Origin of the sequence: Paraburkholderia sp. BR10954, assembly GCF_040965775.1 — a bacterium.
In the GTDB taxonomy this organism is placed as follows: Bacteria; Pseudomonadota; Gammaproteobacteria; order Burkholderiales; family Burkholderiaceae; genus Paraburkholderia; species Paraburkholderia youngii.
Window position 1 is genome coordinate 1 of record NZ_JBFRCK010000029.1, and the last position, 25896, is coordinate 25896.

Below are 25896 nucleotides of genomic sequence, written 5' to 3' on the forward strand. Positions count from 1 at the left end.
GCACCCCGCCCTCGACGTGATCACCTACGGCGAAGCGATGGCGATGTTCGTCGCCACCGAAACCGGCCCGCTGGCAGGCGTCGGACACTTCACGAAGCGCATCGCCGGCGCGGATCTGAACGTCGCGATCGGCTTGTCGCGACTCGGCTTCAGGGTGGGCTGGATGAGCCGCGTCGGCGACGATTCGTTCGGCCAGTACGTGCGCGACACGCTGACGAAGGAGGGCATCGACCAGCAATGCGTGAGCACCGACGCGCGCTATCCGACCGGCTTCCAGCTGAAGTCGAAGAACGACGACGGCAGCGATCCGGCGGTCGAATACTTCCGCAAAGGCTCGGCGGCGAGCCATCTGTCGCGCGACGACTACGTCGCCGACTACGTGCTGCCCGCGCGTCATTTGCATCTGACCGGCGTCGCGCCGGCGATCTCGGCGAGTTCGCGCGAACTCGCGTTCCATCTGGCCCGTGAAATGCGTGCGGCAGGCAGGACGATCTCGTTCGACCCGAACCTGCGCCCGACGCTGTGGCCGTCGCGCGCGGCGATGGTCGAAGGCCTCAACGCGCTCGCGGCACTCGCCGACTGGGTGCTGCCCGGCATTGGCGAGGGTGAGATTCTGACCGGCTACACGCAGCCGGAGGACATCGCGCAGTTCTACCTCGAGCGCGGCGCGCGCGGCGTGATCGTAAAGCTCGGCGCGCAGGGCGCGTACTACCGCACCGCGACCGATGCCGCGACGATCGCCGGCCGGCCGGTCGCGAACGTCGTCGATACGGTCGGCGCCGGCGATGGTTTCGCGGTCGGCGTGATCAGCGCACTGCTCGAAGGCCGCACGCTCGCGCAGGCGGTCGCGCGCGGCAACCGGATCGGCGCGCTCGCGATTCAGGTGATCGGCGATTCGGAAGGTTTGCCGAACCGCGCCGAACTGGACGCGCTGGAACTGGCCGAGGTGCCGGGCATCGCAAGCGCGGCCTGACGCGGCTCGGACTGCATCGATAGCGATGCACACACGACCAGCATCCACACGACAACAAGAGCGCCCTCAGCGCGCCAAGATTTTTTCATCATTGATTCGGGACGACGCCGTCCAAGGAGACTTCCATGACCTCATCACTTGCGATTCGCCGCTGGTGGACGATCATGCCGATCGTGTTCATCACCTACAGCCTCGCGTATCTGGATCGCGCGAATTTTGGCTTCGCGGCGGCGGCCGGCATCAACCAGGATCTCGGCATCAGCAAGGGGCTCGCGTCGCTGATCGGCGCGCTGTTCTTCCTCGGCTATTTCTTCTTCCAGATTCCGGGCGCGATCTACGCCGAGCGCCGCAGCGTGAAGAAGCTCGTGTTCTGGAGTCTCATCCTGTGGGGCGGCTGCGCGGCGTTGACCGGCATGGTCAGCAACATCCCATCGCTGATGGCGATCCGCTTCGTGCTCGGCGTCGTCGAAGCCGCGGTGATGCCGGCGATGCTGATCTTCATCAGCAACTGGTTCACGAAGAGCGAACGCTCGCGGGCGAACACGTTCCTGATTCTCGGCAACCCGGTCACGGTGCTGTGGATGTCGGTCGTGTCGGGCTACCTCGTGCATTCGTTCGGATGGCGGCAGATGTTCATCGCCGAGGGCGCGCCCGCGATCCTCTGGGCGGTGTGCTGGTGGTTCCTCGTGAAGGACAAGCCCGAGCAGGTGTCGTGGCTCACGCAGCAGGAAAAGGATGCGCTCGCGCAGACATTGCGCGCCGAGCAGGCCGCGATCAAGCCGGTGCGCAACTACAGCGAGGCGTTTCGCACGCCCGCGGTCATCAAGCTGTGCGCGCAGTATTTCTGCTGGAGCATCGGCGTGTACGGTTTCGTGCTGTGGCTGCCGTCGATCCTGAAGAACGGCTCGTCGATCGGCATGGTCGAGACGGGCTGGCTGTCTGCGCTGCCGTATGCGGCCGCGACGATCGCGATGCTTGCAGCTTCGTGGGCATCGGATAAACTCAACCGCCGCAAGGTGTTCGTGTGGCCGTTCCTGCTGGTCGGCGCGATTGCGTTCGCGGCGTCGTACGGGCTCGGCTCCGCGCATTTCTGGATTTCGTATGCGCTGCTCGTGATCGCGGGCGCCGCGATGTACGCGCCGTACGGCCCGTTCTTCGCGATCGTGCCGGAACTGCTGCCGAAGAACGTCGCGGGCGGCGCGATGGCGCTGATCAACAGCATGGGCGCGCTCGGTTCGTTCGTCGGCTCGTACGTGGTCGGCTATCTGAACGGCGCGACCGGCTCGCCCGCGGCATCGTATGCGTTCATGAGCGTGGCGCTCGTCGCCGCGGTGATCCTGACGCTCGCAGTCAAGCCGGCCGCCGCCGAACGACGCGACCCCGCTCGTCCCACCGTCGCAAGGAAAATTAGCTGATGAAGAAGATCGTCGCCTGGAAGTCGCTGCCCGAGGATGTGCTCGCCTGGCTGCAACAGCATGCGCAGGTCGTGCAGGTCGATCCGTCACAGCATGATGCTTTCGTCGCCGCGTTGCGCGATGCCGACGGCGGCATCGGCGCGAGCGTGAAGATCGCGCCGGCGATGCTCGAAGGCGCGAGCCGGCTTAAGGCGCTGTCGACGATCTCGGTCGGCTACGACCAGTTCGACGTCGACGACCTCACGCGCCGCGGCATCGTGCTCGCGCACACGCCGGACGTACTGACCGAATCGACCGCCGATACCGTGTTCTCGCTGATCCTCGCGTCCGCGCGGCGCGTGGTCGAGCTGGCCGACTGGGTCAAGGCGGGCCAGTGGCGCACGAGCATCGGGCCCGCGCAGTTCGGGGTCGATGTGCAGGGCAAGACGATCGGCATCGTCGGCCTGGGGCGGATCGGCGGCGCGGTCGCACGGCGCGCTGCGCTCGGCTTCAACATGAAGGTGCTGTACACGAACCGCAGCCCGAACCGCCAGGCGGAAGAGGCGTATGGCGCGCGGCGCGTCGAACTGGCCGAATTGCTCGCGCAGTCCGATTTCGTCTGTCTGCAGGTGCCGCTCACGCCGCAAACGCGGCATCTGATCGGCACGGCCGAACTGCGCGCGATGAAGAAGAGCGCGATCCTGATCAACGCGTCGCGCGGCGCGACCGTCGACGAAGCGGCGCTGATCGAGGCATTGAAGAACGGCACGATTCACGGTGCGGGCCTCGACGTGTTCGACACCGAACCGTTGCCGGCCGACTCGCCGTTGCTGTCGATGCCGAACGTGGTCGCGCTGCCGCATATCGGTTCGGCGACGCACGAGACCCGTCATGCGATGGCGCTCAACGCGGCGGAGAACCTGGTCGCCGCGCTCAACGGCACGTTGACGACCAACATCGTCAACCGTGAAGTCCTGGCGAAGTGAATCGCAGGGCGGCGCGCAAGCTGCCGCCCTCGGACCGACACGAGCGATCAGCGAATGAGCACGACCCCGCCCGGCACGCCACCCAATCCGCCGACCGCGCCGACGCGCCGCGCGACGATCACCGATGTCGCGCGCGAAGCCGGCACCGGCAAGACCAGCATCTCGCGCTATCTGAACGGCGAGTTCAGCGCGCTGTCGCCCGAGCTGCGCGCGCGCATCGAAGCCGCGATCGCGCGCCTCGACTACCAGCCGAATCAGATGGCGCGCGGCCTGAAGCGCGGCCGCAACCGGCTGATCGGCATGCTGGTCGCCGACCTGACCAATCCGTACTCCGTCGAAGTGCTGCAAGGCGTCGAGGCCGCGTGCCACGCGCTCGGTTTGATGCCGCTGATCTGCCACGCGGCGAACGAAGTCGAGATGGAGCGCCGTTACCTGCAACTGCTGACCACGTATCGCGTGGAAGGCGTGATCGTCAACGCGCTAGGCGTGCGTGAGGAGATGTTGCGCCCGGTCGGCGACGGCGGGATTCCGGCGGTGCTGGTCGATCGCCGAGTGGAGGGGCTGGTCGCCGACATGGTCGGTCTCGACAATGGCGCGGCCGCCGAGCTTGGCACGCGGCATCTGCTAGAACGGGGCTTCGAGCATATCTGGTTCGTCGTGCAGCCGTTCGAGCGGGTCAGCTCGCGGCGGCAGCGCGTCGACGCGTTCGATCGCGCGATGCGCGACGCAGGTCGCGCGCGCGGTCATACGCTGGTGCTCGATCTCGCCGATGAAACTGCTGTCGAACGCGGCCTTGCGGAGCTGGATCGTGCGATCGACTCGCTGGACGGGGCCGGCACAGCCCCACGCGTCGCGCTGTTCGCGGCCAACGCGCCGGTCGCGTTGCGCCTCGCGCTGCACCTGAACGCGCGTTACGGCGCGCACTGGCAGAGCCGCGTCGCGCTGCTTTCGATCGACGATCCGGATTGGGCCGAGCTCGCCGGCATCACGACGATCCGTCAGCCGACCTATGACATCGGTTATCGCGCGGTCGAATTCCTGCACGAGCGCATCGAAGGCGCGCAGACGGGCGCGCGCGACTGCCTGCTGCCCGGGGAGCTGGTCGTGCGTGCATCGACCGCGCGCTGATTTCCGGTCAATCTGCGATCATTCGGGGCTGCGGCGCGCAGCGGTTGCGCGCCGGGGATTGCAAGGAACCCCGCAAGGATACTCATGGTCGTGCCACCGCTTACCCTCGCGAGCCTCGCGCTCGCCACCCTCGTCATCGCCGCTTTACCTTTTCTGCTTTACCGGCAGTTGCGCCGTCCGCTCGCGCTCAGGCCGCGCGACGCGATCGCCGGCGTCGCGGTGTTTGCGCTGTTCGCGATGGTGATCGAGCGGGCGCTGAACGACTATCTGCTGCGCGGTAACGCGGCGACGGCGGCGTTCCTTTCGCAGCCGCTCGCGTTCGTCGTCTATGGAGCTCTGGTCGCGGGCGTTTGCGAGGAAGTGGGGCGGTTCTTCGGCATGCGGCTGCTGATGAAGCGGGCGGCGACGCGGCCGGTCGTGCGCAAAAAGTCGAGCGTGGAAGCGCCCACCGGCGTCGCTGCAAGCGCGGGCGCCAACGCCGCCGCCAGCCCGAGCGCCGACGCCGACGCCGACACCCGCACCGCCGCCTTGCGCGCCGACGATGGCGCCGCGCTGAGCTACGGCCTCGGCCACGGCGGCGCGGAAGCATGGATGGTCGGCGTGCTCGTGCAGTTCCAGTGGCTCGTGTTCGCGGTCCTCGAAAACCGCGGCCAGCTCGGCGATTACCTCGGCAATCTGCCGGCCGAAGCAGTGATGCGCGTGCATCTGATTCTCGCAAGCCTGACGCCGCAACTGGCCGGCATTTTCGCGCTCGAACGCGCCGCCGCGCTGGTGTTCCAGATCGGCCTGTCGGTGCTGATGTGGCGCGGAGTGCGGGCCGGCTCGCGCGCCATCCTGCCGCTCGCGATCGTGGTGCACGCGCTGATCGACACGCCCGCGGCGATGACGCAGGCGCGGCTGCTGCCGCTCGCGGCGGTCGATACGATCTATGCGGTGGCGGCGGTGTTCGTCGCGGGACTGTTGATCCGCAGTTACCGGCGGCCAGCGGCGGCGTGAGTGGATGAACCGCTGGATCGCTGGCGCCTCGCCATCCCTTCAGCGTTTCTCTAAAATGCGCCTACGTTTCAGGATCTTCTTTTCCCGGCAGCCTTCATGGAAGCTTACCAATACGACTGCGCGCATCCGGAGTTCGGCGAGCTCGCGCGCGTCATCAGCGATCTGTTTCCCGAGCAGACGCAGTTCATCGAGCGTGCCACCGACGATGGCGCGCCCACACTGACGATTCACTGGGTAGCGATGCGCTTCGGCTCGACCGCGAGGCGCATCGAGATGACGGTCGCGATTGCGCCGGCGGCGCTCGCGCGTTATCGCGCGATGCCGGCGCGGCTGCGTGGCCGCAGCTTCGCGGTTTTGCGCGCGTACGTCGAAGCGAGCCTGGGCTCGCTCGAAGAAATGTACGCGAACGGCGAGGCGGTGCCGCGCGAAGTCACGGTCGAGCTCGGCGACGAGTTCGCATGAAGCGCGGGTGATGCGCAAATGAAGCGCGGGTGAATCTGCTTCAATCCGCGAGACGATAGACCTTCGCGAAACGCGCGGCCTGCACGACGCCATAGTCGCCGGGCGCGTACTGCATGACCCAGTCGCCGGCCGCGCCGTGCAGCACGTCGCCGCCGCTGGCCGAGCGCGCGAGCGAGAAGGGCTCGTCCATCCGGCGGGCAAGCACGACTGCCGGGATGTTGCGATAGGCGCCGGCTTCGCCGTGCGCGAGCGCAGGATCGGCGGGCAGGTACTTCGCGTCGAAGCGCTCGCGCGACACGACCCAGCGGTCGCCGGTCGAACCGGTGATCAGCGCATCGCCGCGCACATAGCGGTTCGGGCCTTCGAGGCTCATCAATTGGCCTTCGGAGGCGGCGAATTCGACGCTTACCGTTTCGTCCTTGACGACGCGTTGGGCGTGCGGATCGTCACGCAGATCGAGATTCCTGAGTTCGGTCATGAAGCGGGTGGGAGATTAGGGGGTGGGCGTTGCGGCGAGACTCGCCGCTTTGCGAACCCGAATCATGCCAGATGCCCGCAACGGGGCAACCCCCGCCGCGGGCGCTCTTTCATTACGGCTTGACGGCCGCGTCGCTCGCGGCTTCGGCCGCGGGCTTGCTGCCCTTGCCATGGTGGGCGCGCTGATGACCCTCGGGGCCGCCATGGTGGAACGTCGCATCGGCGAGCTTCTTCTGCTCCGGAGACAGGCTGCCATACAGCGGCTCGAACGCATCGACGAGCTTCTTCATGCCGTCCGCATGCGCCTGCGCAATCGTTGCGTACTGTTTCATGTCGTCGAGCGCGCTCACGTTGGTGGCGGCTTTGCGCTGCTCGAACAGCTGGCCCATCGTTTCGCCATTGCTGCGCATCACGTCGGCGAATGCCTTCCATTGCGTTTCCTGCGCGGGCGTGATCTTCAGTTGCGAATGCAGATAAGCGATGCGGTCTTCGACGTTGCGTTCATGGCCGGCCTTGGCCGCGGAAGCCGTTGCCGTGGTGTCCGGTGCCGAGGCCGAGGCCGGCGCGGCGGTTTGAGCGAACGCGCCGCCCATCGAAACGGCCGTAGCCAGCATAACGAGTGCTTTTTTCATCGAAACTCCTGATGTCTGTTCGTATTGAGACTCGGCGCGCGGCGTGCGTATCGCCTCGCGCCAGCGACGAATAGCGGCGCGCCGCAACCAGCTGCCGCATTCGCCCGTCGCCGCTATTAGTAACACGATATCCCTGCAATACGGCCGCTGTGCGACAAACGCTTACAACCGAAACGAACGGGAAACGGCTCGCGCCTGAGCGGCAAGTGCGCCGATCTGTCGCGCCGAGGACGCCCCACAGTGTGCCGGGCAGCGGTGACCGCACACCATCACACAGCGCCGCTGCCCGCGCAGACGCGCGATAATCCGCGACATTCCATACCAACTTTCCGTCCCTTCGATGAGACCTCCGCGCCTCGACCAGCTCGACGACCTCGACCGTAATCTCGTTGCACTGCTGCAAGCCAACGCGCGCGAGAGCGTCGCGAATCTCGCGCGACAACTCGGCGTCGCGCGCACGACCGTGATCGCACGCATTGCGCGGCTCGAACGCAGCAACGTGATCGCCGGCTACAGCGTGCGGCTGGGCCAGGACGTGCTCGATTCGAGCATCGTCGCTTATGTCGGCATCATCATCGCGCCGAAGCACGGGCCGGCCGTGCAGAAGCGCCTCGGCAAGATGCCCGAGGTGCAACTGCTGTGCGCGGTCAGCGGCGAGTACGACTACGTGGCATGGCTGCGTGCCGATTCGCCCGAGCGGCTCAACGATCTGCTCGATCAGATCGGCGGGCTCGAAGGTGTCGAGCGGACCACGACGTCGATCATTCTCGCGCGCAAGATCGACCGCGGCACGGTGTGAGTCGGCGCGCGGCGTAACCTCTTCGCGAATGCTTCGACGGTCTGTCGTTTACGCGTTTTTTGCGCGTTTTCGACGAATCGTTTGAGAAGTTCGTCGGAACGTCGAGCCTGATGGTCATACCGCAGCATTTTGCGCGTATGAACTGTTTTTGCTTCTTCCTACACTGTCATTCAAGGGTTCGGCCCGCAGGCGCCGCGCGCAATACGCGGCGTACTTCCCAAGCTCACAGACAGCACATGGATAACAAGGAGAAGCAGATGAAAGTAGCTATCGTTGGCGCAGGTCTGATCGGTCACACCATTGCTCATATGCTGCGCGAGACGGGCGACTACGAAGTCGTCGCGTTCGACCGCGATCAGCACGCACTCGACAAGCTCGCCGCCCAGGGCATTCCGACCCGCCGCATCGATTCCGCCGACGCCGCCGTGCTGCGCGCCGCGATCCAGGGCTTCGACGTGCTGATCAACGCGCTGCCGTACTACCTCGCGGTGAACGTCGCATCGGCCGCGAAGGGCGCGGGTGTCCATTACTTCGACCTGACCGAGGACGTGCGCGCGACGCACGCGATCCGCGCGATCGCCGACGATGCCGATCACGCGTTCATGCCGCAGTGCGGTCTCGCGCCGGGCTTCATCGGCATTGCCGCGCACGAGCTTGCGAATCGCTTCACGGAAATCCGCGACGTTAAGATGCGCGTCGGCGCGCTGCCCGAGTTTCCGACCAATGCGCTGAAGTACAACCTGACGTGGAGCGTCGACGGCCTGATCAACGAGTACTGCCAGCCGTGCGAGGCGATCCGCGACGGCCGCACGCAATGGGTGCAGCCGCTCGAAGGCCTCGAGCATTTCTCGCTCGACGGCACCGAGTACGAAGCGTTCAATACGTCGGGGGGCCTCGGCACGCTGTGCGAGACGCTGGCGGGCCGCGTCGAATCTCTCGACTACAAGTCGGTGCGCTATCCGGGGCATCGCAACCTGATGCAGTTCCTGCTGGAAGACCTGCGTCTGTCGAGCGACCGCGATACGCTGAAGAGCATCATGCGCCGCTCGGTGCCATCGACCGCGCAGGACGTCGTGCTGGTGTTCATCACCGTGAGCGGCATGCGCGACGGCCAGCTCGTGCAGGAGGTCTTCACGCGCAAGATCTTCGCGAAGACCGTCTGCGGCGTGCCGATGAGCGCGATCCAGATCACCACCGCCGGCGCGATGTGCGCGGTGCTCGATCTGTTCCGCGAGCGCAAGCTGCCGCAAAAGGGCTTCGTGCGGCAGGAGCAGGTGTCGCTTGGCGATTTCCTCGCGAACCGCTTCGGCAAGCTGTACGAAGGGCAGTCGCTGGAGGCGATGGCGACGGTTTGAGGTTCGAATCGTTCGCGCCAAATGAAAATCCCCGTACGTCACTGACGTACGGGGATTTTTCGTTTTTCAGCCGATCAGCGGGGCTGCGCTGCACCGCACTCGCGTGGCCGTCATCCAGCCACGATTTGCGCAACGAGCGCTTGATAGTCCGCCGAACTGGGCGCGGTATTGTCGAACATCAGCAGACCCTCGCGGCTCGCGCCGCTCGGCTCGAAGCGCCGGCGTCGGTAATCGTCCCAGTGCGCGAGCTTGTACGCATCGTTGGGATTCGCGCGCGCGACGATCCGCTGCCGCGCCACGTCCTCCGAGGTCCGCACCCACACGACACGCAATCTCACGTCCGGCGCGACGCCGAGCCACGCATGATCGAACAGTCGCCGCTCGCGCACCTCGCGCGACAGCGGGCCGACGACCAATGCGCTGATGCCGAGTTCGAGATTGTCGCGCGCGGTATCGATGAGGCCGCGATATTCGGGGTCGCGCAGATGCTCCAGGAAAAGAGGGCTGTCGCGATCGTTCGGATCGCCGGTCACCATCGCCATCGCGGCCGCGCTATAGCCGCCGTACAGTGTGTCCTTGTCGAGCAGGCAGAAGGGGGTGCCGCTCGCTCTCATCAGCGGGCCGAACAGTTTTTTCGCCAGCGTCGTCTTGCCCGTGCCCGCATGACCGCAAAAGAAAACCAGAGAAGTCACGCAGGCTTGTCCTCACGCGGAGCGGCGGCCGCATCGGGGCGCGGGTCGCGCGCGAACTTGCCGTTGGTCTCGAGCCACATCACGTTGATGATGCCGAAGCCGAGCGCCACACCCACGCCGAGAATCCAGGTGAAATACCACATCGCAGTCTCCTTGATCGTGCGTCCGGCGACGCCAATCGACAGGCTTGCCAGTTACCCACGACGGCCAGCCGTGAGCGCGGCCGCCTTCAACGATCATGAAGAAGAACGCCGCGCCATGCAAGAGGGCGCGGCGCCCGAGTTCCGCGCGCGTTGCTATGATGCGGGACAGTCATGCGTAAGACCCGCACCGCGTAGTCACAAACTCGGCCCACCATCGAGAGCACACAGGAGAACCAGCATGCCGATGCGCCTGTCTCGCCGCGGCCGGGCCGCACGCCGCGCCGCGTTGGCCGCATGCGTCGCGCTCAGCGTGCTCAGCGTGCTCACGCTAGCCGGCTGCGCGTCGACCCCGGCCGAGCCGGTGCCGTTCAAATCGGTGCCGGCCGAGCGCATCGTCAGACAGGGCTATACGCAGCCGGGCCCCGGCCTCGTCGCGGTGGACGTGCGGCGCGAGCGTTCGCGCGACGTGATCGTGCGGTTCCGCGATGCGCTCGTCTATATCGACGGCGAGCGCGTGACCGACCTGATGAACGGCGAGCACGTGGTGTTCTATCTGCCGCCCGGCACGCATCGGATCGGCGTATCGACGCAGTTCGATCCGGTCGTCGAGCTGAACTTCGTCGTGACGGCCGACCCGCGCTACACGAACCGCGCGTCGGTCACGTTCAACGACGATCACCGCATCGGCCTGCAGCGGGTCGCGCAGTAGCCGCGGTAGCCGCAGTAGCAATGCGGCCGCGCATTAACAATTCGAAACGCGCACCTTATGCAGCGCGCCTTAACATGGCGGCTGATCCAAGCCTGCTGAAAGTGTGCTTGTCCGTTCACGCGACACAGGTTGCCCGTCTTACGCAACGCTTACGCGAGAGGGCGGCCCGGTCTGTTTTCGTTTCGAGGGTAATCCGAACATGTTGATCAATTGCGCCGCCTATCAGGACGGCCGTAAGCTCGCCGACATCGATATCGACGCCATCAGCGACTACGTCGCGCGGCCCGAGTGCTTCGTCTGGGTCGCATTGAAAGACCCGAGCCCCGAAGAACTCGCGGTCATGAAAGAGGAGTTCGATCTGCACGAACTCGCGATCGAAGATGCGCAACACGGCCATCAGCGCCCGAAGATCGAGGAGTACGGCGATTCGCTGTTCACCGTGATGCACACGGTCGAGATGGACGAGAACGGCGAGTTCGTGATCGGCGAAGTCGCCGTATTCGTCGGCAGCAACTATGTGCTGTCGGTGCGGCGCGGCACGCGCGCCGGTTTTCAGAGCGTGCGAACGCGCTGCGAGCACGAGCCGCATCTGTTGAAGGAAGGCTCGGCGTTCGTACTGTATGCGCTGATCGACGACGTGGTCGACCGTTATTTCCCGATCGTCGAGGCGATGAGCACCGAGCTCGAAGCGCTCGAGGACCGCATCTTCGAGAAGAACGATTCGGCCGCCTCGCGCGCGATCGTGCAGGACCTGTACACGATGAAGCGCCGGCTCGTGACCCTGCAACACCACATCCTGCCGCTGCGTGAAGCGGTGGGCAAACTGACCGGCGGGCGCATTCCGAGCATCTGCTCCGGCATGCAGGCGTACTTCCGCGATGTCTACGACCACCTCGACCGGATCGTCAGAACCATCGAGGGGCGCCGCGAAATCGTCGTCACGGCGGTGCAGGTGAACCTGGGCATGATCTCGCTCGCCGAGAGCGAAATCACCAAGCGGCTCGGCTCATTCGCAGCGCTGTTCGCGGTGCCGACGATGATCGCCGGTATCTACGGGATGAACTTCGAGCGCATTCCCGAACTGCATTTCAAGTTCGGCTATCCGGTCGTGCTGATCGTGATGCTGGCGATCGACTTCGTGCTGTACCGGCGCTTTCGCAAAGCCGGCTGGCTGTAGCCGGCACGCCTTTCAAGATCCTCGCGGTTTCGCTTGCAGCGCGCGCAATACCAGGCCAGCATAAGCGGCCGGTGTGTCGCGCCGCACGCGACGCATCGGCGTTCTCGACTGCACGGACTGAGCGAGGGGACCTTGCCACACGCTGCCCGGATCGATCGAGCGCATCGCGGCGCCGCACATGCTGCGCGCCGGTGCGTTGCAACACCGCGAATCGTTGACATTCCGAAAAGCTTGCGCTGAGAATAGGCCTCGCAAACGTTTGCGCATCACAAAAAATACGGCTCGCCCGCGAGCCTGACAAACTTGGAGATACGCATGAGCCATCGAACCCGTCGTCGCATTCTTGCCGCCGCAGTTCTCGCCACCGCCTCCGCCGTCCTGCCTTTTTCCGTCGCCCACGCGCAGAACGCCCCGGCTCATAAACCCAAGGTCGCGCTGGTGATGAAGTCGCTCGCCAACGAGTTCTTCCTGACCATGGAGACCGGCGCGAAGGACTATCAGAAGCAGAACCCGGCCAAGTTCGACCTGATCACCAACGGCATCAAGGACGAAACCGACACCGCCAACCAGATCCGCATAGTCGAGCAGATGATCGTGTCGAAGGTCGACGCGATCGTGCTCGCGCCGGCCGATTCGAAGGCGCTCGTACCGGTCGTCAAGAAGGCGGTCGACGCGGGCATCATCGTCGTCAACATCGACAACCGGCTCGATCAGGACGTGCTGAAGTCGAAAGACCTGAACGTGCCGTTCGTCGGCCCCGACAACCGCAAGGGCGCTCGGCTCGTCGGCGACTACCTCGCGAAGCGGCTGAAGGCTGGCGACGAGGTCGGCATCCTCGAAGGCGTATCGACCACCACCAACGCGCAGCAGCGTACCGCGGGCTTCAAGGACGCGATGCAGGCGGTCGGCGCGAAGATCGTGTCGGTGCAGTCGGGCGAGTGGGAAATCGACAAGGGCAATGCGGTCGCATCGGCGATGCTGAATGAATATCCGAACTTGAAGGCGCTGCTCGCCGGCAATGACAACATGGCGATCGGCGCGGTGTCGGCCGTGCGTGCGGCTGGCAAGCAGGGCAAGGTGCAGGTGGTCGGCTACGACAACATCAACGCGATCCATCCGATGCTGAAGGACGGCCGCGTGCTCGCCACCGCCGACCAGTTCGCGGCGAAGCAGGCAGTGTTCGGCATCGATACCGCGCTGAAGGCGTTGAGCGAAAACAGGAAGCAGTCGGAGTTGTCGGGCGTCGTCGAAACGCCGGTCGTGCTGGTGACGAAGGACACGCTGAAGTAAGCGCGGCGCGCCCGGCGTCGAGCGCGAGCCGGGCGCGGCCGGACAGGCTCGCGGGAAACCGCCAATGCCGCCGCGAAGCGCGCACCGCACGCTTCAGCGGCAATGCGGCAACCCGCCGATCCGCTTTTATTCAACGAACGCTCAAGAATTCCGCCCGGCCGCCGTTATTTCCAGAGATAAGCGTCATGACGGCGGCTCGCGCGGTGAGAGAGGCGCGGCCGTGAGCGCCTGCGCATTCCGCGCAGTGGGCCCGGCATGACTCGTGGCTGCCAGGAGCGATGTGCTGTGCGGCAAGCGCAGCGGACCACCGCCAGGGTGTCACGAAGGCGCCAGAGGCGCCATGCAATCAGGAGCGCGATGGATTCGACCGACCACGACGCCTTGCCTGTCGTGCTGACCGTCAGCGGCATCGGCAAGACCTATGCCGAACCGGTGCTCGCCGACGTATCGTTGTCGCTGCGAGCAGGCGAGGTATTGGCATTGACCGGCGAGAACGGCGCGGGCAAGAGCACGCTGTCGAAGATCGTCGGCGGGCTGGTCGAGCCGAGCGCGGGCACGATGCAGCTCGCCGGCGCGCCGTACGCGCCCGCGAGCCGCACCGAGGCCGAGGCGCTCGGCGTGCGCATGGTGATGCAGGAGTTGAATCTGCTGCCGACCTTGTCGGTCGCCGAAAACCTGTTCCTGAACCGGCTGCCGCGCGCGGGCGCGTTCAGCTTCGGCTGGATCGATCGCGGCAAGCTGCGGGAGAACGCGCGCGAGGCGATGGCGCAGGTCGGGCTCGACGCGATCGATCCCGACACGCTGGTCGGCGAGCTCGGTATCGGTCATCAGCAGATGGTCGAGATCGCCCGCAACCTGATCGGCGACTGCCGCGTGCTGATACTCGACGAGCCGACCGCGATGCTGACCGCGCGCGAGGTCGATCTGCTGTTCGAGCAGATCGGGCGGTTGAAGGCGCGCGGCGTCGGGCTCGTCTATATCTCGCATCGGCTCGAAGAGCTGGCGCGGGTCGCCGAACGGGTCGCGGTGCTGCGCGACGGCCGCCTCGTGCACGTCGACGCGATGGCGAACCTGACGAGCGAGCAGATCGTCACGTGGATGGTCGGCCGCGAGCTCGGCGAGCATATCGATCTCGGCGCGCGCAACATCGGCGCGCCGCTGTTGAAAGTGGAGCGGCTCGCGCGCGGCAAGGTCGTGCGCGACGTGTCGTTCGAGGTGCGCGCGGGCGAGATTTTCGGCGTCAGCGGGCTGATCGGCGCGGGCCGCACCGAGCTGATGCGGCTCATCTACGGCGCCGACCGCAAGGACGGCGGCAGCGTGTCGCTCGCCGCGACGCCGGGCGCGCCGCCCACGCCGGTGCAGATCGACTCGCCGGCGGACGCGGTGCGCGCGGGCATCGCGCTGATCACCGAGGACCGCAAAGGCGAAGGCCTGCTGCTGCCGCAGCCGATCGCGGCCAACCTGTCGCTCGGCAATCTCGGCAGCGTCGCGCGGCATGGCGTGGTCGACGCGAAGCGCGAGAACGCGCTGGCGAACAAGCAGATCGCCGCGATGCGGATTCGCAGCTCGGGGCCCGCGCAGATCGTCGGCGAGCTGTCGGGCGGCAATCAGCAGAAGGTCGTGATCGGCCGCTGGCTCGCGCGCGACTGCCGCGTGCTGTTGTTCGACGAACCGACGCGCGGCATCGACGTCGGCGCGAAGTTCGATATCTACGGCCTGATGGGCGCGCTCGCGCGCGACGGCCGCGCGCTGGTCGTGGTGTCGAGCGATCTGCGCGAGCTGATGCTGATCTGCGACCGGATCGGCGTGATGTCGGCGGGCAGCATGAGCGGAGTGTTCGAGCGCGCGAGCTGGAGCCAGGATGCGCTGCTCGCGGCCGCGTTCGCCGGCTACCGCGGCCGCGAGGCGCTGCTGCACACGCACGGCGTCAACGAAGCAGGGAGTCTGTGATGACCGATCAACCGTGGCGCGAGGCGGCGGGTGTCAAGCAGGGTGACAAACGGGGCGACAAGCAGGGTGACCAGCAGGGCGGCAAGCAGGGCGAAAAGCCAGCCGGCGCGCCAGACGCGCCCGTCGTGACACCGCCGGCCGATCCGTCGGCGCCGCTCGCGAGCGGCAAGCCGGCCGGCACGCGGCTCGGCTTTTCGAACTACCTGGGCCTCGCCGGCGCACTGCTCGCGATGATCGTGCTGTTCTCGCTGCTGAGTTCGCACTTTCTGACCTACGACACGTTCAGCACGATCGCGAACCAGATTCCGGATCTCGTCGTGATGTCGGTCGGCATGACCTTCGTGCTGATCATCGCCGGGATCGATCTGTCGGTCGGCTCGGTGCTCGCGCTCGGGGCGTCGGTAGTCAGCGTGGTGACGCTGAAGTGGGGCTGGGGGCCGGCCGCGGGGGCGCTGCTCGGTGTCGCGGTCGCGGCGCTGACCGGCACCGTGACCGGCGCGGTGACGGTGGGCTGGCGGATTCCGTCGTTCATCGTGTCGCTCGGGGTGCTCGAGGCGGCGCGCGGCATGGCGTACCAGATGACCAATTCGCGCACCGCGTATATCGGCGACGCGTTCGATTTTCTGTCGAACCCGATCGCGCTCGGCATCTCGCCGGCCTTTCTGGTCGCGGTCGCGGTGATGGTGATCGCGCAGCTGGTGCTGACGCGCACGGTGTTCGGGCGCTATCTGGTCGGCATCGGCACCAACGAGGAAGCGGTGCGGCTCGCGGGCGTCAATCCGCGGCCGTACAAGGTGATCGTATTCGCGCTGATGGGCGCGCTGTCGGGACTCGCGGCGCTGTTCCAGATTTCGCGGCTCGAGGCGGCCGATCCGAATGCGGGCGTCGGCCTCGAGCTGCAGGTGATCGCGGCGGTCGTGATCGGCGGCACGAGTCTGATGGGCGGGCGTGGTTCGGTGATCAGCACGTTCTTTGGCGTGCTGATCATTTCGGTGCTGGCGGCGGGCCTCGCGCAGATCGGCGCGAACGAGCCGACCAAGCGCATGATCACCGGCGCGGTGATCGTGGTGGCGGTGGTGCTCGATACCTACCGCAGTCACCGCAAACGCGGCTGAGGGGTGCGCCGCGGCGCAGCGATGAATCAGTGTGGTGTGTCTTCGATGAAGACGTCCGCGGGTCGCCAGGCGGCGCATCCGGCGGGAACAACAGGCAGTAGGAGAGCAACAGGTTATGGCGACGATCAAGGATGTAGCGGCCGTGGCGGGCGTGTCGTTCACGACGGTATCGCACGTCGTGAACAACTCGCGGCCGGTGTCGGCCGATGTGCGCGCGAAAGTCGAGCACGCGATTCGTCAACTGCACTATGTGCCGTCGGCGGTGGCGCGCTCGCTGAAGGCGCGCGCGACCGCGACGATCGGACTGGTGGTGCCGAACAGCACCAACCCGTATTTCGCGGAGCTCGCGCGCGGCATCGAGGACGGCTGCGCGCGCAACGGCTACTGCGTGTTCTTCTGCAACTCCGACGATGACCCCGCGAAGCAGCGCAACTATCTGCGCGTGTTGCAGGAAAAGCGCATCGACGGGCTGATCGTCGCGTCGGCCGGTGACGACGCCGTGCTCGCGCAGACCCTCGCCGACTCCCGCGAGCCGCTCGTCGTGGTGGACCGCAACATCGAGGGGGTCGTCGCGGACCTCGTGCAGATCGATCACGAGAAGGGCGCTTACCTCGCCACCCGTCATCTGCTCGAGCTCGGGCATGTGCGGATCGGCTGCATCACGGGGCCGGTGGAGACCGCGGTCGGCGCGATGCGCGTGCACGGCTTCATTCGCGCGATGGCCGAGCGCGGCATCGAGATTGCCGCCGATGCGATCGTCGAAAGCGATTTTTCGGGGACGGGTGGCCACCGCGCGGCCGCGCAGCTGTTCGACACGGTCAGGCCGTCGGCGATTTTCGCGGTCAACGACATGATGGGCATCGGCGCGTTGCGCGCGGCGGCGGAGCGCAATATCAGCGTGCCGCGCGATTGCTCGATCATCGGTTTCGACGATATCGAGCTGGGCCGCTTCACGTTCCCGTCGCTGTCGACGGTCGGGCAGTCGGTGCGCGCGCTTGGCGACACGGCCGCGCAGACGCTGATCGACCGGATCGCCGAGGCGGCGTCGAACAGCACCGCGCGCAGCCCGGCGCGCCGGCGGGTGGTGTCGCCGCGGCTGATCGTGCGCGAGTCCACCGCGACATGGGCGGGAGACGCACGACGGAATCTGGCGGCCTGACGCGCCTGCGATACCAACGCGACACGTCGCGCAATGGAGGGCACACGAGTGGCAAGCAACCCAACGCGTTCACGCGTCACGGTGGTCGGTAGTCTGAACATGGACCTCGTGGTGCGCTCGCCGCGCCTGCCGCAGCCGGGCGAAACGCTGGCCGGCCGCGGCTTCGCGCAGGTCGCGGGCGGCAAGGGCGGCAACCAGGCGGTCGCCGCCGCGCGGCTCGGCGCGCAGGTGTCGATGCTCGGCTGCGTCGGTACCGATGCGAACGGCGCGCAACTGCGCGCGGGCCTCGAAGCGGAGCACATCGACTGTGCGGCGCTCGAGACCGGCAGCGAACCGAGCGGCGTGGCGCTGATCGTCGTCGACGATGCGAGCCAGAACACGATCGTAATCGTCGCGGGCAGCAACGGCGAACTCACGCCGGCCAGCATCGCTCGACACGAAGCGGCGCTCGCCGCCGCCGATGTCGTGATCTGCCAGCTGGAAACCCCGCCCGAATCGGTGCATGCGGCGCTGGCCGCGGCGCGGCGCCTCGGCAAGATCGTGATCCTTAACCCGGCGCCCGCTACCGGCCCATTGCCGGCCGCCTGGCTGCCGCTGATCGATTACCTGATTCCAAACGAACTCGAAGCCGCCGCGCTGAGCGGCGTCGCCGTCGACTCGCCCGCGGACGCCGCGCGAGCCGCCGCCGCATTGCGCGCGGCCGGCGTGCGCAACGTGCTGGTCACGCTCGGTGCGCGCGGTGTGCACGCGGCGCTCGAAGGCGCGGCCGCGACGCTGTACGACGCGCCGCGCGTCGAGGCAGTCGATACGACCGCGGCCGGCGACACCTTCATCGGCGGCTTCGCGGCGCAGCTCTCCCAGGGTGCGAGCGTCGAAGCGGCGATCCGCTTCGCGCAACGCGCCGCCGCGCTTTCGGTGACGCGCGCGGGCGCACAGCCGTCGATTCCGACGCGCGCCGAAGTCGACGCGTCGGGCTGATGCCATCGCGGCATTAGCGCCCTCGCGGGCCGCCTGGCGGCGCTGTGCTGCGATCGCTTCGGGCGACTCCGTACGGCTCGCAATCCGCCCAATTCCCCGCCTTTCAAACGTCAAAAGTCGTGCTTTGACGAATACCGTCGCGTTTCCCCAACGCGACGCGAACCCACACGTCTCCCGTCAACTCGCTTTCAACGTCTTACATCGTCTTTGTTCATACCTTTTAATTGCTTCAAGTCTATGAACGCGCTGCCGTAAACGGTAGTTAGAGCAATGACTCAAAAACAGCGCCGGACCCAAACTCACGCCGCCCCCACGCTGCGCAAGCAGCAGTCTCTCATCGAGTACAGCACACAGGACCAAGCATGTTGAATAAAGGCATCACGATCAAGGCGCGAATTGGACTCACGATGGCGTTCCTCGCCGCGTTGCTGGTTGCGATCGGCGTTTTCGGTCTGTTCGGCATGGGCCGTTCGAACGACGCCCATGAAGCCACTTTCACCGATGCGATGCCGAGCGCCGTGAACATCGGCAACGCGGAAATGTACGCGGCGCGCGAGCGACTCGCGCTCGACCGCGCCGCGTTCCTCGTCGGTACGCCGGAAGCGGCATCCACGATCGAGCGTGCGCGCATGCTCGGCAGCACGTCAGACATGTGGTGGAAAAAATATCTCGATCTGCCGCGCGACGCGGACGAAGACCGGCTCGCGCAGGACGTCGCCGCGAAGCGCAACACGCTGCATCAGCAGCTCGAAGCGTTCGCGACGGCAATCGAGGCGAACGATCAGAGCAAGCTGGTCGAGCACGCGAAGAATCTGCAGGCCGTCTTCAATGACCTCGTCGGCGCCGACGACGCACTGCGAAAATATCAGTTCGATTCGGCGAAGCAGGGCTTCGACTCCGCGCAGAACAGTTTCCACGTGTTCCGCATGGTCAGCATCGGCGCGCTGGTGCTCGGCGTGCTGGCGGCGGCGCTGTCGTATCTGACGCTGAGCCGCGCGATCGCGCGTCCGCTCGACGAAGCGCTCGGCCACTTCGAGGCGATCGCGGGCGGCGATCTGCGTCGTCCGGTGGTCGTGACTTCGCGCGACGAAATGGGGCAACTGCTCGAAGGAATCGCCAGAATGCAGCGCAGCCTCACCGAAACGGTGCGCAGCGTGCGCGGCGGCAGCGAGTCGATCGCGACCGCGACGCGGCAGATCGCGGCGGGCAACGTCGATCTGTCGTCGCGCACTGAAGAGCAGGCGTCCGCGCTGCAGGAAACCGCGTCGAGCATGGAGCAGCTGACCGGCACCGTACGCCAGAACGCCGATAACGCCCGCCAGGCGAGCGCGCTTGCCGCCAGCGCGTCGGAGATCGCCAATAAGGGCAGCGCGGTGGTCGGCCAGGTGGTCGGCACGATGGGTGACATCAACCAGAGTTCGGCGAAGATCGCCGACATCATCTCGATCATCGAGGGCATCGCCTTCCAGACCAACATCCTCGCGCTGAACGCAGCCGTCGAGGCGGCGCGCGCCGGCGAGGAAGGGCGCGGCTTCGCGGTCGTCGCGGGCGAGGTGCGCAGCCTCGCGCAGCGTTCGTCGGCGGCGGCCAAGGAGATCAAGGAGCTGATCGATACGTCGGTCGAGCGCGTGCAGTCGGGCTCGGCGCTGGTCGACGAGGCCGGCCGTACGATGAGCGAAATCATCGGCGCGGTGCAGCGCGTGACCGACATCATGGGCGAGATCGCGTCGGCGTCCGAAGAGCAGAGCGGCGGCATCGACCAGGTCGCGCGCGCGGTCACGCAGATGGACGAGGTTACGCAGCAGAACGCGGCGCTCGTCGAGGAAGCGGCCGCCGCGGCGTCGTCGCTCGAGGACCAGGCGGCCCGCTTGCGCAACGTGGTCGCGGTGTTCCAGCTCGACGACAGCGGCCGTGGCGGTCACGACGGGGCGTCCGCGCTTGCGGCGCCGAAGCGCCCGGTGTCCACGAGCCCGGTCGCCGCGCGCGCACGCAAGCTCACGCCGGCTACGGCGCAGGCGGCGATGCCGGCGAAGGCAGCGACGGTGGCCGCTGTCGCGCCGCAGGTTGCCGCCGCGCCCACCCGCGCGCCGGCCAGGTCCGCGGCGACGGCCGGCGGTGATCAGGATTGGGAGACCTTCTGAGCGGGCTCGGACTCACGTGTACATGGGCGGCGGCGCTGTCGCGCATTAGGTGATTGAACACGCGCGGTTCGTTGCAACATCCGTTCCCGTCCGCTCGCTGGCTGTCTGGGATCCGCGTCGTACGAACGACGATAGCTTCGCGAAAAGCCGCGCCTGGGGCCCCAGGTGCGGCTTTTTTTCGGCTCGCGCAAGAAATAACGTTTGCGCGCGGCGTGGCTTTCACCGGCGCGTGTCGCGATCCGGTACATTGACGGGCACGGCCCCGATCCGCGTGCGCGGCGCGCGGCTGCCCGCACCTTCAACAGGTGGTTCCCACTTATTGCTACGTCCTGCGAACCTGCCATGCGCCAGCCACAAAGAACCGACATGACGCGTTACGATCTTGCGCAACACCTCGTCGAGGCACGCCGGCAGCACCTGCCGATCGACGCTCCCGCCCCCGACAGCCTGCCGCCCGACGCGGCCACCGCCTACGCGATCCAGCAGGCGGTGATCGCGGGGCTGGGCGAATCGACCGGCGCGTGGAAGATCGGCGCGAAGTCCCCGGGCGGCGCCGCGTCGGGCGCGCCGATTCCGGCCTCGCTGGTGGTGCCGTCGCCGGCGCGGCTCGCGCATGACGGATTCTTTCGCGTGCTGGTCGAGCTGGAGATCGCGTTTCGCTTCGACGTGACGATCGAGCCGCGCGCTCAGGCCTATGCGCGCGACGAGGTGCTGTCCAGGCTCGGCGCCGTGCTGCCGGCCATCGAGATCGTCGACAGCCGCTTCACCGAGTGGCCGAACGTCGCGCCGCTCGCGCAGCTAGCCGACGCGCAGAACAACGGCGCGCTGATCACTGGCCATCCGGCCGTCTATGCGAGCCTCGCGCGCGGCTTCGACTTCGTGTCGCCGGAACTGGAGCTGAGCTTCAACGGCCGTTCGCTGATACCGGAAGTGACCGGCAATCCGGCCGGCGATCCGCGCGAGCTGCTCGTCTGGTTCGTCAACCATTGCGCGGCGATGGGGATCACGATCGAGCGCGACTGGACCCTGACCACCGGCTCATACGTCGGCGCGCACAAGATCGACGAGCCCGGCATCGTGCGTGGACATATCGATGGGTTGGGTGAAGTGGAAATTGAACTGACCTGATCGATGCTGCGGCGGTTGTAACCGCAAATTACAACGCTTCATCCATTCCAAACGGCTGCCCGCGTGCAGCCGTTTTTATTTTGGCGAATTCAAAACAGTGGCAGTCTTTGAATCGTTAACCTGTTCGACTCCATTTGTTGCAACTTTGCCGCTTCTTTCCGTATACACCTATGAGAGCGGCGCGAGCGGCTGCCGTCATCCAGTCATACGGATCAGGGGTGTGCCTGCTTTTGTGACGAAGTGTGCGTGCGCAGACAGCCGCATTTTTGTGAAGGGTCGACGGTGCAGGTACGGTATGTGCAATAGCAACGCGACGTCATGGCGCGATGCAGCGGTAAAGCGAAGTCGTGCAGGAGCACTGAATAGCGATGCGGTGCTGAAGAAAGTAACGGTACAGCGGAGCAGCGGATGATTTGATTCGTTGCGGCGTGAGTGAAAAATTGTAGGTGGTCGATTCTTTGTTTCCAAGTGAGGACTGTAGCTTCGCGGTTACGGAGCGATTTTCGCAACGTAGTTCGTGAAAAAAAATTTAAAAGGGTTTAGGATGAATTCGAGCGATGTCGTTTCCGAATAGCGCGCCGCGCACGACATCGCTCCAGACTTCGGCGAGGAGGTAGCATGGATATCTACAGCAGTTTCGCGACCCGCTTCGAGAAAACACGGGAGGATGAACTCTCGCTCGAGGAGTATCTCGCGCTCTGCAAAGACAATCCCGCCGCGTACGCCACTGCAGGCGAACGCATGTTGACGGCAATCGGAGAACCGGAACAGATCGACACTCGCAACGATCCGCGTTTATCGCGTATCTTCGCGAACAAGGTCATCAAGGTATACCCCGCATTCCGAGAGTTCTACGGAATGGAAGAGGTGATCGAGCAGGTGGTCGCCTACTTCCGGCATTCGGCCCAGGGGCTCGAAGAAAAGAAGCAGATACTGTATCTGTTAGGACCGGTCGGCGGCGGCAAGTCGTCGATCGCGGAACGGCTGAAGCAACTGATGGAGCGCGTACCGTTCTATGCGATCAAGGGCTCGCCCGTCAATGAATCGCCGCTCGGTCTGTTCGACTACGAGGAAGACGGTCCGATCCTCGAAGAGCAATATGGCATTCCTCGCCGCTACCTGCGAGGCATCCTGAGTCCGTGGGCGGTCAAGCGTCTGCATGAGTACAACGGCGACATCCGCAAGTTCCGCGTGGTGCGCCGCTATCCGTCGATCCTTCGTCAGATTGCTATCTCGAAGACTGAACCGGGCGACGAGAACAATCAGGACATTTCGTCGCTGGTCGGCAAGGTCGACATCCGCAAGCTCGAACAGTACGCGCAGGACGACGCCGACGCGTACAGCTACTCGGGCGGCCTGTGCCTCGCCAATCAGGGCCTGCTCGAGTTCGTCGAAATGTTCAAGGCGCCGATCAAGGTGTTGCACCCGCTGCTCACCGCGACCCAGGAGGGCAACTTCAAGGGTACGGAAGGCTTCGGCGCGATCCCGTTCGACGGCATCATCCTCGCTCACTCGAACGAGTCGGAGTGGAAGGCGTTCCGCAACAACCGTAACAACGAAGCGCTGCTCGACCGGATCTTCGTCGTCAAGGTGCCGTACTGCCTGCGCTATAGCGAAGAGGTCAAGATCTACGAGAAGCTGCTGCGCAACTCGTCGCTGGCCAACGCGGTCTGTGCGCCTGGCACGCTGAAGATGATGGCGCAGATGTCCGTGCTCACGCGTTTGCAGGAGCCGGAAAACTCCAGCCTGTTCTCGAAGATGCAGGTCTACGACGGCGAGAATCTGAAGGACACGGACCCGAAGGCGAAGTCGTACCAGGAGTACCGCGACTTCGCGGGCGTCGACGAAGGCATGACCGGGGTGTCGACCCGCTTCGCGTTCAAGATTCTGTCGCGCGTGTTCAACTTCGACTCGACCGAGGTCGCGGCCAATCCGGTGCATCTGATGTACGTGCTCGAACAGCAGATCGAACGCGAGCAGTTCCCGCCGGAAACCGAGCAGAAGTATCTTTCCTTCATCAAGGACGTGCTCGCGTCGCGCTATGCGGAGTTCATCGGCAAGGAGATTCAGACCGCGTATCTGGAGTCGTACTCCGAGTATGGTCAAAACATCTTCGACCGCTACGTCACGTATGCGGACTTCTGGATCCAGGATCAGGAGTTCCGCGACCACGACACCGGCGAGAGCTTCGACCGTGCCGCGTTGAACGCCGAGCTGGAGAAGATCGAGAAGCCGGCGGGCATCAGCAACCCGAAGGATTTCCGCAACGAGATCGTGAACTTCGTGCTGCGCGCGCGGGCTGCGAATGCGGGCAAGAACCCCGCGTGGATCAGCTACGAGAAGCTGCGCGTCGTGATCGAAAAGAAGATGTTCTCGAATACGGAAGAACTGTTGCCGGTGATCTCGTTTAACGCGAAGGGCTCGGCCGAAGAGCAGCGCAAGCACGAAGACTTCGTCAATCGCATGGTGGCGAAGGGCTATACGCCGAAACAGGTGCGCTTGTTGTGCGACTGGTATCTGCGCGTGCGCAAGTCATCGTGATGCGCGCATGATACTCATGATGTGCCGCCCGTACGGTTCGACCGTACGGGCAACCGGCGAGGCGCAAGCCGCATAGCATGCACTGCGCGGCGGGCGTCTCGCGCACCGGAAATATTAGTGCGGCCGCAGAGCAAACGCGGTTGCACGGACGGGAGACCGGGCGTGCTTCATCAAATCATCGACCGCAGGTTGGCAGGCAAGAACAAGAGTATTGCGAATCGCGAGCGTTTTTTGCGCCGCGTCAAAAACTATATCCGTCGCGCCGTTTCGGAAGCGGTGCGCGACCGCAGCATCAAAGATATCCAGAACACCCAGAGCATCACCATTCCGCGCAAGGACATCGCGGAGCCGTCGTTCCGTCACGGACCGGGCGGCCGGCGCGAGATGGTGCATCCCGGCAACTCGGACTACATCCGCGGCGACAAGATCCAGCGCCCGCAAGGCGGTGGTGGCGGCGGAGGCGGCAGTCAGGCCAGCAACGAGGGCGAGGGTCAGGACGACTTCGTGTTCGAGCTGAGCCGCGAAGAGTTCATGCAGTATTTCTTCGACGACCTCGAACTGCCGCGTCTCGTCAAAACCCATCTGATGGCCGTGCCGACGTGGAAAAGCATCCGCGCGGGCTGGGCCGCGGAGGGCACGCCGAACAACATCGACGTGGTGCGCTCGCTGCGCAGCGCGCTCGGCCGGCGCATCGCGCTCGGCGCGCCGCTCGTCAACCAGTTGCACGAGATGGAGCGGCAGCTCGAAGAGCTGAAGGCGGATCCCGCCGATCGCCGCGAAGAGATCAAGCTGCTCGAAGACGACATCCACCATCTGAAAGGACGCATCTGGCGGATTCCGTTCATCGATCCGTTCGATCTGCGCTACGTGAATCGCGTGAAGCAACCCACGCCGTCGAGTCAGGCAGTGATGTTCTGCCTGATGGACGTGTCCGGCTCGATGGACGAGCAGCGGAAGGATCTCGCGAAGCGCTTTTTCATCCTGCTGTACCTGTTTCTGAAGCGTAACTACGAGCGCATCGAAGTGGTGTTCATTCGCCACCACACGCGCGCCGAGGAAGTCGACGAAGATACGTTCTTCCACTCGACCGAAAGCGGTGGCACGGTGGTGTCGAGCGCGCTCGAACTGATGCGCAAGGTGATGGAGGAACGCTACTCGCCAACTGAATGGAACATTTACGGGGCGCAGGCTTCGGACGGCGACAATTGGACCGACGATTCGCCGAAGTGCCGCAAGATACTCTCGGATGACATCCTGCAGAAGGTGCGGTATTTTGCGTATATTCAGGTGACGCCCGAAGAGCAGAATCTGTGGCTCGAATACGCGCAACTGGCGCTATCGCAACCGCATATGGCGATGAAGAAGGTCGAAACCGCGGCCGATATCTATCCAGTGTTTCGCGAGCTGTTCGAGAAGCAGGCGGCGACTTCGTGATGGAACGCTGATTGCGCTCCAGGCATCTGGATCACGACGCGTGCGGCGATGCATCGTACGACTTGAGGCAAGCCGTCGTACGACTGCGCCGCAGCGCAACAAAGGCGTGCCGCAGCAACTGTCGGGGCATGCCGAGGCAGGAGCGGCTAGCACGGCAGCCGCTCGCGCCGGAGCAGTCCGCAATGCTGCAGCACGGGACACACCGGAACGCCCATCGAGGGGCAAAGGGAAGTCCGT

Annotated in this window: 23 protein-coding genes; 19 read left to right on the plus strand and 4 right to left on the minus strand. The window is 65.4% G+C overall.

From position 1 onward, the window contains the following. From AB4Y34_RS30610 to AB4Y34_RS30635, 6 genes are all read left to right on the plus strand, one after another. Window positions 1–973: sugar kinase (locus AB4Y34_RS30610; RefSeq protein WP_368718133.1), on the plus strand; the 973-nt coding region annotated here is incomplete at its 5' end. Between the two features lie 125 nt (window positions 974–1098). Beyond that, window positions 1099–2388 carry an MFS transporter gene (locus AB4Y34_RS30615; RefSeq protein ID WP_176108355.1) on the plus strand — a complete coding sequence of 430 codons (1290 nt, stop codon included), beginning with the start codon at window positions 1099–1101 and terminating at the stop codon, window positions 2386–2388. Then, window positions 2388–3353: a 2-hydroxyacid dehydrogenase gene (locus AB4Y34_RS30620; protein ID WP_368718134.1), complete on the plus strand. Its 966-nt coding sequence runs from the start codon at window positions 2388–2390 to the stop codon at window positions 3351–3353. Before AB4Y34_RS30615 ends, AB4Y34_RS30620 begins: the two co-directional genes overlap by 1 nt. Window positions 3354–3407: 54 nt before the next feature. After that, on the plus strand, window positions 3408–4481 hold the full coding sequence (locus AB4Y34_RS30625) for a LacI family DNA-binding transcriptional regulator (RefSeq protein WP_368718135.1): 1074 nt from the start codon (window positions 3408–3410) through the stop codon (window positions 4479–4481). Window positions 4482–4565: 84 nt separating this feature from the next. Then, on the plus strand, window positions 4566–5477 hold the full coding sequence (locus AB4Y34_RS30630; RefSeq protein WP_176385059.1) for a YhfC family intramembrane metalloprotease: 912 nt from the start codon (window positions 4566–4568) through the stop codon (window positions 5475–5477). A gap of 96 nt (window positions 5478–5573) precedes the next feature. Further along, entirely contained in the window at window positions 5574–5939 is a 366-nt protein-coding gene (locus AB4Y34_RS30635) for a DUF3022 domain-containing protein (protein WP_368718136.1), read from the plus strand. Between the two features lie 40 nt (window positions 5940–5979). On the opposite strand, the gene AB4Y34_RS30640 is transcribed toward AB4Y34_RS30635, so the two are convergent. Further along, complete coding sequence (locus AB4Y34_RS30640) at window positions 5980–6417, minus strand: PGDYG domain-containing protein (RefSeq protein WP_176108360.1); 438 nt, start codon at window positions 6415–6417, stop codon at window positions 5980–5982. Window positions 6418–6529: 112 nt separating this feature from the next. Beyond that, window positions 6530–7048, minus strand: a complete 519-nt coding sequence (locus AB4Y34_RS30645) for a Spy/CpxP family protein refolding chaperone (protein WP_368610725.1) — start codon at window positions 7046–7048, stop codon at window positions 6530–6532. Between the two features lie 340 nt (window positions 7049–7388). On the opposite strand from AB4Y34_RS30645, the gene AB4Y34_RS30650 reads away from it, so the two are divergent. Then, window positions 7389–7847 carry an Lrp/AsnC family transcriptional regulator gene (locus AB4Y34_RS30650; protein ID WP_176108362.1) on the plus strand — a complete coding sequence of 153 codons (459 nt, stop codon included), beginning with the start codon at window positions 7389–7391 and terminating at the stop codon, window positions 7845–7847. Window positions 7848–8104: 257 nt separating this feature from the next. Continuing rightward, window positions 8105–9202, plus strand: a complete 1098-nt coding sequence (locus tag AB4Y34_RS30655) for a saccharopine dehydrogenase family protein (RefSeq protein ID WP_176385053.1) — start codon at window positions 8105–8107, stop codon at window positions 9200–9202. A 110-nt stretch (window positions 9203–9312) separates the two neighbouring features. Here the strand turns inward: AB4Y34_RS30655 and AB4Y34_RS30660 are convergent, their stop codons facing one another. Together AB4Y34_RS30660 and cydX are read right to left on the minus strand one after the other, a co-directional pair. Beyond that, entirely contained in the window at window positions 9313–9894 is a 582-nt protein-coding gene (locus tag AB4Y34_RS30660; protein WP_368718137.1) for an AAA family ATPase, read from the minus strand. Beyond that, complete coding sequence (gene cydX, locus AB4Y34_RS30665; protein ID WP_026228716.1) at window positions 9891–10037, minus strand: cytochrome bd-I oxidase subunit CydX; 147 nt, start codon at window positions 10035–10037, stop codon at window positions 9891–9893. The genes AB4Y34_RS30660 and cydX overlap by 4 nt, the downstream gene beginning before the upstream one ends. Before the next feature lie 238 nt (window positions 10038–10275). On the opposite strand from cydX, the gene AB4Y34_RS30670 reads away from it, so the two are divergent. The 11 genes from AB4Y34_RS30670 (at window position 10276) to AB4Y34_RS30720 (ending at window position 25659) form a co-directional block, all read left to right on the plus strand. Further along, window positions 10276–10746: a hypothetical protein gene (locus tag AB4Y34_RS30670; protein ID WP_368718138.1), complete on the plus strand. Its 471-nt coding sequence runs from the start codon at window positions 10276–10278 to the stop codon at window positions 10744–10746. A 199-nt stretch (window positions 10747–10945) separates the two neighbouring features. After that, the gene (corA, locus tag AB4Y34_RS30675; RefSeq protein ID WP_176385047.1) at window positions 10946–11923 is read left to right on the plus strand and encodes a magnesium/cobalt transporter CorA; all 978 of its coding nucleotides are present in this window, start codon (window positions 10946–10948) and stop codon (window positions 11921–11923) included. Between the two features lie 315 nt (window positions 11924–12238). After that, window positions 12239–13213 carry a sugar ABC transporter substrate-binding protein gene (locus tag AB4Y34_RS30680; RefSeq protein WP_176108367.1) on the plus strand — a complete coding sequence of 325 codons (975 nt, stop codon included), beginning with the start codon at window positions 12239–12241 and terminating at the stop codon, window positions 13211–13213. Window positions 13214–13570: 357 nt separating this feature from the next. After that, on the plus strand, window positions 13571–15163 hold the full coding sequence (locus AB4Y34_RS30685; protein ID WP_368718139.1) for a sugar ABC transporter ATP-binding protein: 1593 nt from the start codon (window positions 13571–13573) through the stop codon (window positions 15161–15163). Further along, complete coding sequence (locus tag AB4Y34_RS30690; protein WP_176385043.1) at window positions 15163–16278, plus strand: ABC transporter permease; 1116 nt, start codon at window positions 15163–15165, stop codon at window positions 16276–16278. The genes AB4Y34_RS30685 and AB4Y34_RS30690 overlap by 1 nt, the downstream gene beginning before the upstream one ends. Before the next feature lie 115 nt (window positions 16279–16393). Then, window positions 16394–17437, plus strand: coding sequence for a LacI family DNA-binding transcriptional regulator (locus AB4Y34_RS30695; RefSeq protein WP_176385041.1), 1044 nt, complete (start codon window positions 16394–16396; stop codon window positions 17435–17437). A gap of 33 nt (window positions 17438–17470) precedes the next feature. Continuing rightward, window positions 17471–18415 carry a ribokinase gene (rbsK, locus tag AB4Y34_RS30700; protein WP_217709924.1) on the plus strand — a complete coding sequence of 315 codons (945 nt, stop codon included), beginning with the start codon at window positions 17471–17473 and terminating at the stop codon, window positions 18413–18415. A 362-nt stretch (window positions 18416–18777) separates the two neighbouring features. Continuing rightward, window positions 18778–20556, plus strand: a complete 1779-nt coding sequence (locus AB4Y34_RS30705) for a methyl-accepting chemotaxis protein (RefSeq protein WP_368718140.1) — start codon at window positions 18778–18780, stop codon at window positions 20554–20556. A 366-nt stretch (window positions 20557–20922) separates the two neighbouring features. Further along, complete coding sequence (locus tag AB4Y34_RS30710) at window positions 20923–21684, plus strand: 2-keto-4-pentenoate hydratase (RefSeq protein WP_176385037.1); 762 nt, start codon at window positions 20923–20925, stop codon at window positions 21682–21684. Window positions 21685–22302: 618 nt separating this feature from the next. After that, window positions 22303–24225: a PrkA family serine protein kinase gene (locus tag AB4Y34_RS30715; RefSeq protein ID WP_176126234.1), complete on the plus strand. Its 1923-nt coding sequence runs from the start codon at window positions 22303–22305 to the stop codon at window positions 24223–24225. Window positions 24226–24387: 162 nt separating this feature from the next. Then, window positions 24388–25659, plus strand: a complete 1272-nt coding sequence (locus AB4Y34_RS30720) for a YeaH/YhbH family protein (RefSeq protein ID WP_176126235.1) — start codon at window positions 24388–24390, stop codon at window positions 25657–25659. Window positions 25660–25896: the final 237 nt, after the last annotated feature.